The organism is Pseudovibrio sp. Ad5 (assembly GCF_001623095.1).
Classification (GTDB): Bacteria; Pseudomonadota; Alphaproteobacteria; order Rhizobiales; family Stappiaceae; genus Pseudovibrio.
On record NZ_LMCH01000001.1, the window covers coordinates 13,282 to 29,630 of the forward strand.

At 50.8% G+C, this 16,349-nt stretch carries 12 protein-coding genes; 9 read left to right on the forward strand and 3 right to left on the reverse strand.

What is annotated here, in order from left to right; genetic code table 11:
- Positions 1-3: 3 nt before the first annotated feature.
- Positions 4-2,874: a formate dehydrogenase subunit alpha gene (gene fdhF / locus PsAD5_RS00055; protein ID WP_063290598.1), complete on the forward strand. Its 2,871-nt coding sequence runs from the start codon at positions 4-6 to the stop codon at positions 2,872-2,874.
- Positions 2,875-2,977: 103 nt separating this feature from the next.
- Positions 2,978-3,196 carry a formate dehydrogenase subunit delta gene (locus tag PsAD5_RS00060; protein ID WP_057463687.1) on the forward strand — a complete coding sequence of 73 codons (219 nt, stop codon included), beginning with the start codon at positions 2,978-2,980 and terminating at the stop codon, positions 3,194-3,196.
- Positions 3,197-3,274: 78 nt separating this feature from the next.
- On the opposite strand, the gene PsAD5_RS00065 is transcribed toward PsAD5_RS00060, so the two are convergent.
- From PsAD5_RS00065 to PsAD5_RS00075, 3 genes are all read right to left on the reverse strand, one after another.
- A complete protein-coding gene (locus PsAD5_RS00065) occupies positions 3,275-4,072 on the reverse strand; it encodes an enoyl-CoA hydratase-related protein (RefSeq protein WP_063290599.1) in 798 nt (265 codons plus the stop codon).
- A 73-nt stretch (positions 4,073-4,145) separates the two neighbouring features.
- Complete coding sequence (locus PsAD5_RS00070; RefSeq protein ID WP_063290600.1) at positions 4,146-4,997, reverse strand: carbon-nitrogen hydrolase family protein; 852 nt, start codon at positions 4,995-4,997, stop codon at positions 4,146-4,148.
- Between the two features lie 24 nt (positions 4,998-5,021).
- Positions 5,022-5,900, reverse strand: coding sequence for a MurR/RpiR family transcriptional regulator (locus PsAD5_RS00075; RefSeq protein WP_063290601.1), 879 nt, complete (start codon positions 5,898-5,900; stop codon positions 5,022-5,024).
- 604 nt (positions 5,901-6,504) lie between these two features.
- Here PsAD5_RS00075 and dctP point away from each other — a divergent pair.
- The 7 genes from dctP to PsAD5_RS00115 all read left to right on the forward strand — a co-directional run bounded on the left by dctP (position 6,505) and on the right by PsAD5_RS00115 (position 16,042).
- Complete coding sequence (gene dctP / locus PsAD5_RS00085; RefSeq protein WP_063289337.1) at positions 6,505-7,539, forward strand: TRAP transporter substrate-binding protein DctP; 1,035 nt, start codon at positions 6,505-6,507, stop codon at positions 7,537-7,539.
- 85 nt (positions 7,540-7,624) lie between these two features.
- Positions 7,625-8,227 carry a TRAP transporter small permease gene (locus PsAD5_RS00090; RefSeq protein ID WP_063290603.1) on the forward strand — a complete coding sequence of 201 codons (603 nt, stop codon included), beginning with the start codon at positions 7,625-7,627 and terminating at the stop codon, positions 8,225-8,227.
- Positions 8,224-9,513, forward strand: coding sequence for a TRAP transporter large permease (locus tag PsAD5_RS00095; RefSeq protein WP_063290604.1), 1,290 nt, complete (start codon positions 8,224-8,226; stop codon positions 9,511-9,513). The genes PsAD5_RS00090 and PsAD5_RS00095 overlap by 4 nt, the downstream gene beginning before the upstream one ends.
- Before the next feature lie 655 nt (positions 9,514-10,168).
- Positions 10,169-11,533: a TolC family outer membrane protein gene (locus PsAD5_RS00100; protein ID WP_063290605.1), complete on the forward strand. Its 1,365-nt coding sequence runs from the start codon at positions 10,169-10,171 to the stop codon at positions 11,531-11,533.
- A gap of 88 nt (positions 11,534-11,621) precedes the next feature.
- Positions 11,622-13,799, forward strand: coding sequence for a type I secretion system permease/ATPase (locus PsAD5_RS00105; protein WP_063290606.1), 2,178 nt, complete (start codon positions 11,622-11,624; stop codon positions 13,797-13,799).
- A gap of 1 nt (position 13,800) precedes the next feature.
- Positions 13,801-15,108, forward strand: coding sequence for an HlyD family type I secretion periplasmic adaptor subunit (locus PsAD5_RS00110; protein ID WP_063290607.1), 1,308 nt, complete (start codon positions 13,801-13,803; stop codon positions 15,106-15,108).
- Between the two features lie 28 nt (positions 15,109-15,136).
- On the forward strand, positions 15,137-16,042 hold the full coding sequence (locus tag PsAD5_RS00115) for a transglutaminase-like cysteine peptidase (RefSeq protein WP_063290608.1): 906 nt from the start codon (positions 15,137-15,139) through the stop codon (positions 16,040-16,042).
- Positions 16,043-16,349 lie beyond the last annotated feature (307 nt).

Genomic DNA, 16,349 nt, shown 5'->3' on the forward strand with positions numbered 1-16,349 from the left:
CCCATGACCCTGATTAAAGAAACAGACTTTGGTACTCCTCAATCGACCGCTGAAAAGACTGTCACTATCACCGTTGATGGTTTTGATGTGAGCGTGCCTGAAGGAACCTCTGTGATGCGAGCTTCCATGGAAGCTGGTATTCAGGTTCCCAAGCTGTGCGCGACGGATATGGTTGATGCCTTTGGCTCCTGCCGCCTGTGCCTTGTGGAGATTGAAGGACGCCGTGGAACGCCTGCCTCCTGTACCACGCTGGTGGAAGAGGGGATGCAGGTTCGCACCCAGACGGATCGTCTTAAAGGCCTGCGCCGTGGTGTGATGGAGCTTTACATCTCTGATCACCCGCTGGACTGTTTAACCTGCGCTGCCAATGGTGACTGTGAGCTGCAGGACATGGCTGGAGCCGTTGGTCTGCGGGATGTGCGCTATGGCGCTGATGCGCAGAACCACTTCAAAATGCGTGACGGCGGCGGTGAGGTGAATGCCTGCTGGAAGCCAAAGGACGAGAGCAATCCGTATTTCACCTATGACCCTGCCAAATGCATTGTCTGCTCGCGCTGTGTGCGGGCCTGTGAGGAAGTGCAGGGTACTTTTGCGCTGACCATTACTGGTCGTGGCTTTGACTCTCGCGTGACTGCGGGGATGTCTGAGAGTTTCCTCGATTCTGAGTGTGTGTCCTGCGGTGCCTGTGTGCAGGCGTGCCCGACAGGAACGCTTCAGGAAAAGTCTGTGATTGATATCGGACAGCCGGAACGTTCTGTGGTAACGACCTGCGCTTATTGTGGTGTTGGTTGTTCCTTTAAGGCAGAGATGCGCGGTGATGAGCTGGTGCGCATGGTGCCGTATAAGGACGGCAAGGCGAACCGCGGTCATTCCTGCGTGAAAGGCCGCTTTGCTTATGGCTATGCGGCGCATCAGGACCGTATCCTCAACCCGATGGTTCGTGAGAGCGTTGATCTGCCATGGCGGGAAGTTTCCTGGGATGAAGCCTTGAGCTTTGCGGCGAACAAGATGAAGGGCATTCAGCAGCAGTACGGCAAAGAGTCTGTTGGTGTGATCACGTCCTCTCGTTGTACCAATGAAGAGACTTTCCTCGTCCAGAAGCTGACACGAGCCGTGTTTGAGAACAACAACACGGACACTTGCGCACGCGTATGTCATTCACCAACCGGTTATGGCCTTGGTCAGACGTTTGGCACCTCTGCGGGGACGCAGGACTTCGACAGTGTTGAGCATTCCGACGTGGTGCTGGTGATCGGGGCGAACCCGACAGACGGGCATCCGGTGTTTGGTTCTCGTTTGAAGAAGCGCTTGCGTCAGGGTGCAAAGCTGATCGTGATTGATCCGCGCCGGACTGATCTGGTGAAGTCTCCACATATCAAGGCCTCGCACCATCTGGCGCTGCGTCCGGGAACGAACGTTGCGATTGTGACTGCGATGGCGCATGTGATCGTGACTGAAGGCTTGTTCGATGAGGCTTTCATTCGTGAACGTTGTGATATGGATGAGTTTCAGGATTACGTTGAGTTCGTCTCTGATCTGGCCAACAGCCCTGAAGCTGCTGAGTTGCTGACGGGTGTTCCTGCTGAGGAAGTGCGCGGTGCAGCACGGCTTTATGCGCGCGGCGGTAATGGCGCGATCTATTACGGCCTTGGCGTGACGGAACACAGTCAGGGGTCCACGACCGTTATCGGCATTGCGAACCTTGCCATGCTGACTGGTAATATCGGCAAGAAAGGCGTTGGTGTTAACCCGCTGCGTGGTCAGAACAACGTGCAGGGCTCCTGTGATATGGGGTCGTTTCCGCATGAACTGCCGGGCTATCGCCATGTGAAGAATGCTGATGCGCGTGATATCTATGAGCAGATCTGGGGTGTGACCATCTCTGACGAGCCGGGCTTGCGTATTCCGAACATGCTGGATGCAGCTGTTGAGGGAACGTTCAAGGGCATTTACGTGCAGGGTGAGGACATCTTGCAGTCTGATCCTGATACGAAGCACGTTGCTGCTGGTCTTGCTGCCATGAAATGCGTGATTGTTCATGACCTGTTTTTGAATGAGACCGCGAACTATGCGCATGTGTTCCTGCCGGGTTCCACCTTCCTGGAGAAGGATGGCACCTTCACCAACGCTGAGCGGCGTATCAACCGCGTGCGCAAAGTGATGGCGCCGCGCAATGGCTATGCGGATTGGGAAGTGACCCAGTTGCTTGCGAATGCCATGGGTGCGAACTGGACCTATACGCATCCTTCTCAGATCATGGAGGAGATTGCGGCAACCACTCCAAGCTTTGCCAATGTGACTTACGACCTTCTGGAAGAGCAAGGCTCTGTTCAATGGCCTTGTAATGAGGAAATGCCGGAAGGCACGCCAACCATGCATCTGGACGGGTTTGTTCGTGGCAAAGGCCGTTTCATTCGGACCGACTATGTTGCGACGGATGAGAAGACCGGTCCACGCTTCCCGCTGCTTTTGACCACGGGCCGTATTCTGAGCCAGTACAATGTTGGAGCTCAGACTCGGCGTACAGACAATGTGGTCTGGCATGAGGAAGATGTGCTGGAGATCCATCCACATGATGCAGAAGTGCGCGGCATTAAAGATGGTGACTGGCTTAAGCTTATGAGCCGTTCTGGCGAAACCAGCTTGCGGGCGAATGTGACGGATCGTGTTTCAACGGGTGTTGTTTACACCACGTTCCACCATCCGGCGACACAGGCAAACGTGGTGACGACCGACTATTCTGATTGGGCGACGAACTGTCCGGAATACAAGGTGACGGCGGTTCAGGTTTCTCTTTCCAACGGTCAGACAGACTGGCAGGAAGAATATCAGGAACATGCTGCTCGGTCTCGCCGGATTGAAGCTGCGGAATAAGTGTATTTGACGCTGGGCTGCATGAGTGTCCTCTGACTTCAGAGAGGCTTGTGCAGTCTGCGCGCAATGGAACTGAGAGTTTAAAAGGGAGGAGAGCTCGGGTATGGCACCAGAAAAGCTCACCTACATGGCAAACCAGATCGCTGGTTTCTTCAAGCATAAGCCGCATGAAGAGGCGGTTGCAGGTATTGCCGATCACATTAATGATTTTTGGGAGCCGCGCATGCGGCTGCAACTGTTTGATATTGTGAAGGATGGCGGAGAGGGGCTCAATCCGCTGGTTTTGGAAGCAGAACCATCCATCCGCAGGCCAGCGAAGTAGGGCATTTCTTGTTTCTTGAATGAGCGCTGTACGCTGCCGGGTATCCGCCAGTCTGCAGCGCTCTTCTTGTTTTGATGCTTATTTCATCTTTTCCATGAAAGCGAGCACAGCTTCCAGATGTTCCGGCTCATTGTGGCTCATGCCCTGGAAGCATGCGGACAGGTCGAGGAAGTCTTTTAGCTCAGTGCGCTGGGCCATCTTCAGCAAGCGTTTGGTGAGGCGGGTGGCCTTTGGGGGCTGAGAGGCGAACTGCTGAGCCATCTTGCTGGCTTCCGCCATGAGGTCGTCTGGCTCGTACACATCCAACACAAGGCCGTATTCCTTGGCTTGCTGGGCGTTGATAACACGTCCCGACAGGGTAAGCTCTGCTGCGCGCTGGTAGCCGATCAAACGCTGCATGAACCATGCGCCGCCATCGCCGGGGATGATGCCAAGGTTCAGGAAGGTCTCACCAAACTTGGCTTTGGTGGAGGCCAGGCGGATGTCGCACATGTTGGCAAGGTCAAAGCCCGCTCCGATGGCAGGGCCATTGACGGCTGCAATGATCGGCACTTCCACATTTTGCAGGGCGAGAGGAATGCGCTGGATGCCGCGCCTGTAGTGGTTCTCCACCTCAGCCACATTGCCAGCAAAGTCACCGCCACGTTCTGCCATGTCTTTGATGTTGCCACCTGAGGAGAAAGCGGAGCCTGCACCTGTCAGAAGTAGAACTGAGACATCAGGGCAGATATTGACCCATTCCGCCGTTGCCACGATGTCGTCAATCAGCGCAGAGCCGGTGAGGGCGTTGCGCAGGTCATGACGGTTCATGGTGAGTGTGGCAACGCGATTTTCAAGCGTAAGCGTTGCGTCCGTGAGCTGTGGCAGATCTGTCATGGCGTGTTTCCCCTCCAGAAAGTTGTTTTGTTGCAACCGATACTAGAGGGAAAACTGATGGGAATAGAGCTAGCTATTGGTTGAGCAGCTCAGGTTCCTGATGCTTGAGCTGGGAGTAGTCTTCCAGCAAATCCTTGCGGAATGTGTAGTCTTCGCGCACTTGATCAATCACAGCCGTATCCAGCTCAAAGCTCTCAAAATGCTCGTGGGTTTGAGGGAAGATTGTGCGTGGTGTGTTCTCATCTGTCCAGGGAGGACAGAATGTGGAATTACCGAAGTTCTCGCCAGCGCGATTGAGGCTGAGGAAGAAGATCTGGCTTTCCAGAGCGCGGGTGACCACGAAGTCGTGCCAGCTGAAGAAGCTTTCATCCCGGGCATACGCGCCGCTGTGCAGGATCAGGTCAACGCCGTGTTGCAGGGCCAGTGTGCGGCTGAGTTCAGGGATGCGGATGTCATAGCAGATGATTGGTGCAACCTTTATGCCCTTTACGGAGAACGAGAAAAGGTGGTCGCCTTTCTCGAAGTATTCCTTCTCCATAGATGCGCCATACTGGCAAATGTGGAGCTTATCGTAGCAGCCAATGACAGCTCCGTCCGGCCCGACAGCGACCTGAGAGATCTTATAGTGATCCTCTGCTTTGCGCGGCATGCCGAAGACGATTGTGGTGTTGTGCTGTTTTGCCAAAGCGCCAAATGCTTTGACGGAGGGGCCGTTCAGGTCTTCTGCCAGCACGCCGAGTTCAGCGAAGGCAGCTCTGGAGTAATCAACGGTCGAAAGCTCAGGTAGAACAACCAGATCATGTGGCTTTACAGTGAGTTGCTGATGCAACCTGGTGGTCACGGAGCGCACATGTGCGTCTCGCTGGTCTGCTGTGGTCATCGCAGGAATGTTGATCTGACCGGCAAGGAGACTGAGCTTTGTCATAGGGTATTCCGAGTTCTTATTGGTTTATTGGTCTGGCCAGTATTCGCCGAGTTCATTGCGGCAGCGCTCCAGCCTTGTGATGTTGTCGATGACGACCTGCCCGCTGTCTGCCACCAGTAAGCCAAGGATCATTTCCAGAAGGGCCGCAGTGGCGACATAACTCTCAAAGAAATGCGGGCTTTGAACAGGGGTGAGCAGGAGGTCGGTTGAATAAGTGGCAAGTGGAGATGTTCTGGTATCGGTGATGCCGACGACCGTTGCACCCACTTCATAGGCCCGTTTTGCAACGAGTACTGTGTCTGCAGCGCATGGGTTCAGGGAGATTGCGACGACAACGTCATCGGCGTTGATGTACTCAACCTGATCTGCGATTTCGCCATTCTTGCGATTGATGAGCCGCCAGTTACGAAAGCACATGGAGGCAACATAGTGCAGGTAATTTGCGAGTGAGTGGGATGCATGCATACCAACAACAACCACGTTCCGGGCGGTGGCCAGTGACGAGACGATTTGTTGGAGATGATCCCGGTCGACGGTGTCGAACAAATGCTTCAGATTGCCAAGAGCTGCGCTTTTGAAGCTTTGCAAAGAGGCTTCAATATCCGAGGTGCCATGTGTGGCCTGCAGCTCTCCAGCTCGGGAAGGGTAGTTGGAGGAAAAATCTTCGAACCCGCCGCGATAGACATCACGCAGGGCATTGTAGGTTCCAAACTCAAGAGATTTTGCAAGTCTGTTCATTGTGGGAGGAGGGACGTCTGCACGGGCTGCAACCTGACGCATGGACAGGGTGGCAACATCACTTGGATATTCCAAGACATAAGCCGCGCTTTTCTTGAGCTGCTTGCTTAGATTTGGATAGGCTTTCGTGAGTTGATCAACCGTCTCCTGGTAGCTTCTCGTCATAGTTTCCCCTCCCAAACGAATCATTGTTTTAAGTTTTTTGGTGCAAATGGATCAAATGTATCAGCCACTCAAAATTCTCGATTTTTGCATGTAGCGTTTCTGCATCTTCGATGTTCCTCTCGATTTTCGACCGATATTAAATTGATATATCAGTGTCTTTTTTTGATGCAGAAAATTGCTGCTGCCATTTGGTTTGCCTAAAACCCTATAATTTGAAGAGCTTTCCGCCCAAAATTTCTTCAAATTCAGTAGATATGACTAGTTCATAAGGTGACAAATGGTCAATAGTGAAAAAAATATGGATCATTTGAATTATATCTAGTATGTTTCCCGAGTTAGTAAAAGTATGCATGTGAAACGCACTGCGCTTTATTGCCAGTTCTTCGCATCTATTCGGCACAAGGGGATAAGCACTTACAGGGACATCACTCATCAAGAGCAATGAAAGATGTTTCTGATCGCGGCCCCTGAGCTGTAGCAATCTAAAAATCTTGAGTGACACGATTTGACGCAAGTCACCTGTGTTGCGAGAGGCATAATCGGCCATCCGGGAGCCAATGATAAGCAATAGATGCGTATCTGGATGGTTATTAGGGAGACAAGAATGAACAAACCTAGCCTTAAAACTGTATCAAAGGGTTTCCGTCGCGTATTGAGCGTAGGTGCAGCAAGTGCAATTGCTTTGACACTGGCGTCCTCCGTATACGCTGCTGATCTGCGTCTGAAAATCGCTGGTACGGTACCTGTCGATCACGAAGGCACCAAGATGCTGAAGCAGATCGAAAAGGAAATTGAGGCTGCTGATGTTGGCCTGAAAGTTTCTGTCTTCCCTGCAAGCCAGCTCGGTTCCGGTGAGTCTCTGGTTGAAGACACCATCCGCGGTAACGTGGACTTTGTGATGGCGTTCATCTACTCCCACAAAGATCCTGTGCTCGACATCATGTCCATGCCATACCTGTTCACCAGCTGGGATGATCTGGAAAACGTGATGTTGAACCCAGATTCTGAGTACAACAAGATCATCAATGAGCGTCTTGAAAACCTCGGTCTGAAGCTGTTCAACCACAACCCTGAAGGTTTTGTTGGTGTTGTTGCGAACAAAAAGCCTGAAGACTACGCAGGCTTTGGCGACAAAGGCATGAACATCCGTGTCTGGTCTTCTGCTGTTGTTAAAGACATGGCAGAAACTCTGGGCTACAACACCACCACGATGGCTTGGGGTGATATGTTCCCTGCAATGCAGTCCGGTATTGTTGACGGCACCTTGTGCTGCACCAAGCAGGCTGCTTACACTATCTTCGCAAAGTCCAATGTTGGTAAGTACTTCGTAGAGTACAACGCGATCTCTGAAATCAACTCTTTCTATGGTTCTCTGAAAACCTGGAACAAGATGAATGATGAGCAGAAAGCTGTTGTAAAAGCTGCGTTTGATAAAGCTTCCAAGCAGTACTTCCAGTTCAACAAAGAGAACGATGCGAACTTCAAGCAGAAACTCGTAGAGTCCGGTTATGAAGTCCTGAGCTTCACCCCTGAGCAGGAAAAAGTTCTTGCTGAGCGTGTACGTGAAAAAGTTTGGCCTGCAATGGCTGAAGTTGTTGGTCAGGACACCATTGACCGTCTGAAGAAAGACTTCCAATAAGCCCTTCTCTTCAAGGCCGACGCATACCCTGCGCCGGCCTTTTCTATGACTTATTTGGTTTCAAGAAACGAAGGGCAAATATCAGATGAGTATTCTGACGAGCGAACTTCCAAGGCCAGTGGCTAAACCGCTGAACGGCGTCATTAAACTGATGAACTTCATGATTACAGCCGGCGGTGTAATCATGGCGCTCACATTTTTTATGGTTGTGATTGTCCGTTATGGTTTTGGTGGCAACCTTTTTGCCTATGAAGAATGGCTGATGACCATCAGTTTCTGGATGTTCTTCATGGCTGCTGCTGTCGCCTCAGCACGCAAAGAGCATGTCAACGCAGACGTGCTTGGCTTTCTGATCAAAAACCCACGCATCATCTGGTGGCGTGAGATGGCTGTAGAAATCATTGAAATTGGCGTTTTAAGTGCGGTCACGTATTGGGGCTGGCTCATGCTTGAGGAAGAACTTGCCTCCTACCCAATGTGGCAGACGACCGTTGCGCTGAAGATTCCATTCTTTGCGCCTCGATTAGCTATTTTCCTGGGCTTCCTGTTCATGACCATGTTCGCCGTGCTGCACTTTTATCTGTTGCTGCGAAACGGTCTAAAATGGCCGGAACGGGAACCCCGCGAAATTGCGGAAAACGTACACCCTGAAGAAGAACCAATAAAAGCTCAAGGGGCAGCGCAATGATTATTGTTGGGTCAATTGCCATTCTATGCGGCCTTTTGCTGCTTGGTGTAAGCGTACACCTAGCATTTGGCGCAATTCTTATTTTCCTTGCCTATATGGGCGGCCATGATGTTGCTGGTTATCTACCAACCGGCCACTGGAAAATGAACAATGTGGTTCTGCTGGCTATTCCGCTGTTCATCATTGCTGGCGGTATTATGGAAAAAGGGCGTATCGCTGCGCCTCTTGTCAGCGTGGCGGAGCTGTTTGTCGGGCACATCAAAGGTGGTTTGTCTGCTGCAACTGTGCTTGCGTCCGGTGTCTTTGGTTCAATTTCCGGAAGTGCAAACGCGACACTGACTTGCATTGGTGGCATCATGATGCCGCATCTGCGCAAGGCCAACTATCCTGAAGGCCAGTCAGCTGCGCTGATCGTTAGCGCTGCACCGCTTGGATTGTTGATCCCACCAAGCGCTTCTCACATTTTGTATGCCTGGGTCGCACAGCAGTCCGTGCTGCGTGCATTCCTTTCCACCGTCATTCCCGGTTTGATCCTCATTACGCTGTTGATCATCGTAAACCAGGTGATGCTGCGCAAGCATAAAGACATCAATCTGGAAAAGCGTCCAGATGACTTCAATTACGAGTTCAAGCGTCGCGGCCTGAAAGCGTTTCCTGCATTGATGATGCCTGTCATCATCCTCGGCGGGATCTATGGTGGCATCATGACACCAACGGAAGCCGCTGGCGTTGCTGTTGTTTATGCGATCCCTGTTGCGATCTACGTTTACCGTGGCCTGACCTGGAAAACCTTCCGTGAAACCATTTTGAACTCAGGTATCACCATTGGTGTTGTTATGGCGATGATCTTCATGGTGTTGATCGTGAGCCGCTTCCTGATTTTTGAAGACATCCCGGCGATTGCAGAGGAGTTTGTCTACTCCGTCTCTGAAGATCCAATCATGATCTTGCTGATGGTGAATCTGGTGATGATCATCATCGGTATGTTGATGGATGATATCTCCGGTATCCTGCTTTCAACGCCGCTGCTGCTTCCAATCGTGCAGGGCGTTGGTATGGACCCGATCCATTTTGCGGCTGTTTTGGGTGTGAACCTGGGCATGGCGAACATTACGCCACCGACTGCTCCACTGCTGTATCTGGGATCCAAGGTGACGGATACCTCGGTTGACAAGATGCTGAAGCCGACGCTGATGTTCATCTTCTTTGCATGGTTGCCGACACTGGTGCTGACCACGTTCATTCCGCAGCTGGCTCTGTACATTCCAAACCTGCTGCTGAACTAATCGTTTTGCAAAATGATGCAGATTTTAAAGAGGCGGATGTCGAAGCATCCGCCTCTTTTTTTGTGAGGGAGCCCCTGAGTTTTAAGGGGGTCTTGAGCTTGAGAACGAAGGCTATAGATGAGGGGAAACTAAAAGAATCAGTATTCGGTTTTTGGGTCTTATAGTTAACATGTGGGAACTGTTGGATTTCACAGAGTCCACTTGCGTAAATAAAATTCAATGACAGGTGGTATTTTAGAGAGTGTGAATGAATATCTGTAAAATTTTATCTTTCTATATATACTCAGTACTTTTTTAGGCTGAATACAGTTGACTCTTTTTCTTCGTAATTCTCTTTTTCTGGAGGTGTTTCGCTAATTTCGTTGTAATGCGTTTTGCATAATTTGTTTTAGTATTTGAGTGTTCTTGTGTTTACCTATGTATTTGCTTTGGTTTAGTTTGTTTGTGTGTAGGTGATATCTTGAGATTTTGGGGTACCATTTATACTATGAAAAAATATATTGATATAAATCTCTACACGTGATTTTACTCTGTTAGATTTTCTTTTTGTTTTTCCCATGACCGGAAAATCAGGGGCGCTGTAATGATGAAATTCTGCTGCCTTTGGTTGTTTGAGGTAAACGCCGTTCATGGAAAAGTCATTGGGGTGTAGGCAATGCTTTTTCGAGGTACTTCTGTTGCACTGTTGATGTGCGCGTTGGGAGTGACGTCTGCTCATTCTGCGTCTTTACGAGATGCTGTTGAAACCGCCGTTCTCACTAATCCAGACATTGTAGAGTCCGCTGCAAACAGAAGGGCGCGTGATCAGGAATTGCGTGCTTCTCAAAGTGCGTTCATGCCGAAGTTGAGTGTGAATGCTTCTTTTGGTGCGGAGCGCTTGCGCAGGGCACAATCCAACACCACTGAGCAATGGCGTGCAGCCAAGCAGGTGAGTGTTGAAGCTGAGCAGCTGTTGTTTGACGGCTTCGGTTCAGTGAATGAGATCTATCGCCAGAGCGCCCGTGTTGATGGTGCTGCTCTGCGTGTTCTGGAACGCTCTGAAGCGATCGCACTTGATGCCGTTGAAGCCTATGTCGATGTTGTGCGCCATCAGAAGATTCTGAACAAATCCAAAGAGAACACTGCACTTCACCAGCGTCTCGCACGTGAAGTGAAAGAACGTTACGATGGTGGTGAAACTGGTGCTGCTGATCTTGCTCAGGTGCAGGAACGTGTTGCCGCCACTCGCATGATTACAGCAAGCGTGCGTAAGTCGTTGCTGGATGCAATGGCTAAGTATCGCCGCGTCGTTGGTGTCGCTCCAAGCAATCTAGGTGCTGTTTCTGCTGCAAACTCAGCTGCTGCAAAGAGCTTGTCTTCTGCACTGGCAATGTCTCGTCAGAGCAATCCGTTGATCTTGTCAGCTGAGGCTGACACGGATGCTGCTGGTTTTGCGATTGAGCAGAGCAACTCCTCCTTCATGCCTCGGGTTACTCTGAATGGGTCTGCCAATTTCGGAGATGACCTGAATGGTTATGAAGGTCGTAGCGATGACTACCGCATCATGGTTCGTCTGAGATGGAACCTTTACAATGGCGGTTATGACAGTGCGATGCGTGGCCGTGCGGTTGAGCAGCATGCAGAAGCACAGGCACGTGTTGATCGTATGCGCCGCGAAACTGATGAAGCTGTTGAGCAGGCATGGGCGTCTGTTCAAACAACACGCGAGCGCATCTCCGCTCTGCGTCAGACCGTTTCTGCCAACCAGCGTGTTGTGAGCGGCTACCGTCAGGAATACAACATTGGCCAGCGCTCATTGCTGGATGTGCTGAACGCTGAAAACGCGTTGTTTAACAGCCGCATCGATCTGATCTCTGCAGAATATATTCTGAAGTTCTCTACCTATCAGCTGCAAGGTACCACTGGTAACCTGCTGGCGATGTTCAACATCACTCCACCAGCTGAATCAAGAGCCGATCGCCGCGGGAACACATCGATCTTCCCTCAAGCTGCGGGTTTCCAGATTGAACCACTTCGTTAATGGTGTAATCTGCACGCATAGCCGAAATTTTCTTCAGGAAGGGAGCCTTTGCGGCTCCCTTTTGTCGTTAAGAATGATGAGACTGTAAATGACCGTCGAGACTGAAAACTCAGCTGAAGTGAGCATCAAAGATCCGCTTGTCGAGGCGATCAAGTACATCGCCAGAAGCTACGGTAACTACGCAACCGACTCTGTCATTCTGGCTGGGTTACCTTACGATGGTCAGCGACTTTCCATCAAACTGATTGAGCGAGCATCCTCTAATTGTGGAATGAGGGCGGTCACGGTCAGGAAAAAGGCTGGAACAATACCTGCGATCTCATTGCCTGCAATTCTTGTGTTTGAAGATGGAAGCCTTCGTATTTTGAAGGAGCTAAATGAGAGCACAGGTCATGCTTCGATTGTTGATGCGGAGAGGCCAGAGGAGCAGCAAATTCTCTCAATTGCTGCTCTTGAGAAGCTATATAGCGGACATGGCATCTTCTTTAAGCCCGTCAATATGACTTCTGAGACTAACGGCATGGGGTCTGGCAGGGACGGGCACTGGTTCTGGAGCGTTATTGCAGGCTTCTGGAAGGATTACATTCACGTTGCTATTGCTGCGCTGGTCATCAATAGTCTGGCGCTGGCCTCACCGCTATTCATCATGAATGTTTACGACCGTGTGCTGCCAAACTTCGCTATTCCAACACTATGGGCGCTTGCGGCGGGGGTGCTTCTTGCTCTGGTGTTTGATGGAATTTTGAAGACCGCGCGCAGCTCCATCATAAACATGACAGGTAAACAGGCAGATCTTGCTATCGCATCGCGAATTTTTTCGCACGCGCTCGGCCTTGATCTGGAGAATCGACCGGGATCGACCGGACAGTTTGCTAATCACATCAAAGAGTTTGAGACCGTTCGTGAGTTTTTCACGTCCTCCTCCTTGGTGGCATTGATTGATATGTGTTTCATCGGCCTGTTCATCATGGTGCTTTTCCTGATTGTTGGACCGATTGCTTATGTGCCGCTTGCTGCTGTTCCGGTGGTTATTCTGATCAACTTGCTTGTTCAGCCAGCGCTTGCCGGTTCTGTTGATCAGGCCACAAAGGAAAGCGCGATGCGCCATTCTGTGTTGGTGGAAAGTATCGCGAATATCGATACCATCCGAGCTCTGAATGCTGAGAGCTCTATGCAGATCAAGTGGGAGCGGTCTGTTGCCTCCAGTGCGGCAGCTATTTTGAAGGGGCGTTACTGGTCCACATTGGCCCAATCACTGACAGGCTTTGCGCAGGCTCTGGTGTCCATCTGTATCGTTGTCTGGGGTGTTTTTCTAGTCAATGACGGGGCGGTGAATATGGGTGGTCTGATTGCTGCGATGATGCTTTCAGGGCGTGTTCTTGCGCCTTTGTCATCTATTGCGGGTACGCTGACACGACTGCGTCAGACCATGCATTCCTACAAGATGCTGTCTGGTCTGATGGAGTTGCCTGCGGAGCGCAGACCAAACCGGACTTATGTGAACAGCCGCATCACGTCTGGTGCGATTTCCTTCCAAAATGTGTCATTTCGCTACCCTGAGGCTGCTGAAGACTCCTTGCGCAATGTGAGCTTTGAAGTTCGGCCTGGAGAGACCATCGGGCTTATTGGCCGTGTGGGCGCTGGTAAGTCGACGGTGGGGCGTTTGTTATCCGGGCTTTACACGCCCTCAGATGGTGCAATTCTGGTCGATAAGATTGATACGCGGCAGTACGATCCTGCAGATCTGCGCGACGGTGTTGGGTTCTTGTCACAGGACAACGTGTTGTTCAGTGGCAGCTTGCGAGAGAACATCGTTGTTGGGAGGCCTCAGGCTTCCAACGAAGACATCTATCGTGCAGCTCATATTGCAGGTGTTGAGGATTTTGTTGCGACACATCCTCATGGGTTTGACATGCAGGTGGGAGAGGGTGGTCGTTTGCTCTCTGGTGGGCAGAAGCAAAGCGTCGCGCTCGCCAGAATGTTGCTGCGCCAACCACGTCTGTTGTTTTTAGATGAGCCGTCTAGTCATCTTGATACAGCGTCAGAGCGCCGGTTGCTGGAGCGCCTGCGGGAATACAACTCCCCTGATACGACGATGATTATTAGCACGCATCGAACTTCCTTATTGCAGCTTACAGACCGTTTGGTTGCCCTTGATAAGGGGCAGCTTGTGGCAGATGGACCACGGGATTTCGTGATTGAGAAGCTACGTACCCTTGGTGCGACGCGGAACGAAGAGCGCCAGCGTAGCGCAGAGGGTGTGTGAGATGAAGAACTGGGATTACGCAACCGATATCCGTGCAAGTTTGCAGACCCGACCTCCCCGTGCTGCAACGCGTGTCATTCTGATTGTCTTTGTGGCTTTGGCTGCCGGGATCACATGGGCCTCTCAAGCCGAGCTTGAAGAGGTTACACGTGGTGAGGGACGGGTTGTGCCGTCCAGCCAGATCCAGATTGTACAGGCGCCTGAAAAGGGCATTGTAAAGTCTCTTCTCGTGAAAGAGGGACAGATCGTTCAAAAGGGGGACGTTGTTGTCCGGGTGGATGATACAGGCTTTTCTTCGCAGCTAGGTGAGCTTCAGCAGCGCCAGTGGAGCCTTTTGGCACGTGCTGAGAGGTTGATGGCGGAAGCAAGTGGTGTGCCTCTGGAGCTTTCTGGTGAGCTTACAACCAATGCACCGGGTCACACGTTTGAAGAAGAGCAGGTCTATCTGGCGCGCAACCTGCAGCTCACAAGTGAAATCTCTCTTTTGAAAAATCAGCGATTGCAGAGAGAGCAAGAGCTGGAAGAGTTGCTTGCTGAGAAACGTAAAACCGTTGTCACCATGGAAACGTTGGCGCGTGAAGTGGAGATTAACGAGCGTCTCTTCAAGCGCAAGGTGCTTCCTGAGATCGAGTTCCTGCGTCTTAAGCGCCAGCTTGATGAAGCGCAGGGCAGCCTGGAGGTGTTGAATGCCTCTATCCGACGTGTCACGTCAGCCGGACAGGAAGCGGAAGAGCGCATTACAAATGCAAAGACAGTGTTTCACGCCAAAGCGCGTCAGGAACTTGCGGCTGCGCGGGCCGAACTTGCGGTAATAAATGAGACTATTAAGGCGGCCAGAGACAAGGTTCAGCGGACGGATCTTGAGGCCCCTGTCTACGGTGTGGTTAATCAATTGAATATATCCACAATCGGGGCTGTGGTGCAGCCTGGAGAGCCTTTAGTCGAGATTGTTCCGCTGGAAGATACGCTTCTGATTGAAGCGCAGATCAGTCCTCAGGACGTGGCATTTCTTAGGCCAGGTCAAGAGGTTACGGTCAAAATCACTGCCTACGACTATTCCATTTATGGAGGTCTGAAAGGCAAGCTGGAAAGGATCGCTGCGGACTCCACCAAGGACGAGCAGGGTAATCGATTTTTTAAAGTCAACGTCAGAACAGATAAAAACTATCTTGGGACGGAAACGGATCCTTTACCAATAATACCAGGAATGGTGGCCTCAATTGATGTTTTAACCGGTTTTAAAACCGTGTTGGATTATATCCTTAAGCCTATAAACAAAGTGCGTTCGGAAGCACTTCGCGAGAGATAATTCCGAACGCCTGACAAGGGGCGTCAGGATGTTTTGTAATAGGTTTTGGACCGCCGGCAGACGCCGTGCGGTAACGAAGGATTATTGCGTCTTCAAAGCTGCAGTTCTCGGATTTGCCGGTATTGCGCTCGGATTTTCTCAATTTGTTTCCGCGGCTGCTGCATTGGAGCCGCAAACTCCACATTTTCCAATTGATCTTGCTTCTGTTGCTACTCCTGAGCCGGTTCTTGTTGCCAAGGCACGTATGCCCGTTCCAATGGCCAAGCCTGAGTTGCCTGCCATTGAAACAGCATCTGCGCATGGTTCTAATGCTGGATTGAGTACTCCCACACGTAATCTGCGGCGTATCGTTCGTTCTACTGCCGGAATTTCCATCGACAGGCGCTGGAACATCATTACAACTCAGATGGACCGGATTACAGATACTTCTAAGTGTTTGAATAGCAGTGATAAATGCGAAGTAAGCGTTTTAAATACCTGGGGCAACCTGATTAAAGCTGCGCGCAAGCTTCCGCGTCACAAGCAGCTTTCCTATGTAAATCGTGGGATCAACGCATTCATCAGCTATCAAAGTGACCAGCAGGTTTGGGGGCGAAGTGATTATTGGGCCTCACCAATTGAAACGCTGAGTCAGCGCAGAGGGGACTGTGAGGACTATGCTGTCTTAAAGTACTGGACTTTAAGGGAACTGGGTATTCCTGCTGAGGATATGAAGGTGGTTGCAGTCTATGACACCAAGATCGGTCAGTATCATGCAATCCTCAATCTCTCCTACAAAGGTGGAGAGTATGTCCTTGATAACCGCTTTGGCCGGGTTGCACTCAAGCAGGACACCAAAAACTATAAATGGGTGCATGTGGCCGGTAGTGGCCAGCAGCTTCTGCAAAAGGTGAAATTTACATCTCTTGCAGCAATGACACGCACGTTTAATTAGAACTGCGAATCTACTTTTTAAAAATCTATTCAGAGCGCGTTGCAAGGGGCAAAGAACGCGCTCTTTTTTTGTTTGAAAATGCCCTTCTTTCCTGAGCTTTACTCTCCAGAAAACAGCATTTCCCGTTAATAACTTCGCCACCCTGTATAGGGAGCGGTGTTTAACAAAAAGTAAAATACTCAATAAAATTTAATCAAATTAAAACCTTGGTCGCAGAAACGCGCTAATTCAGGGTGTTGCTGGACTGTGACGGAATTAACGGTGTTAAAAATTCCTTAAGGAAATGATTTGACTTTTATCATGATTG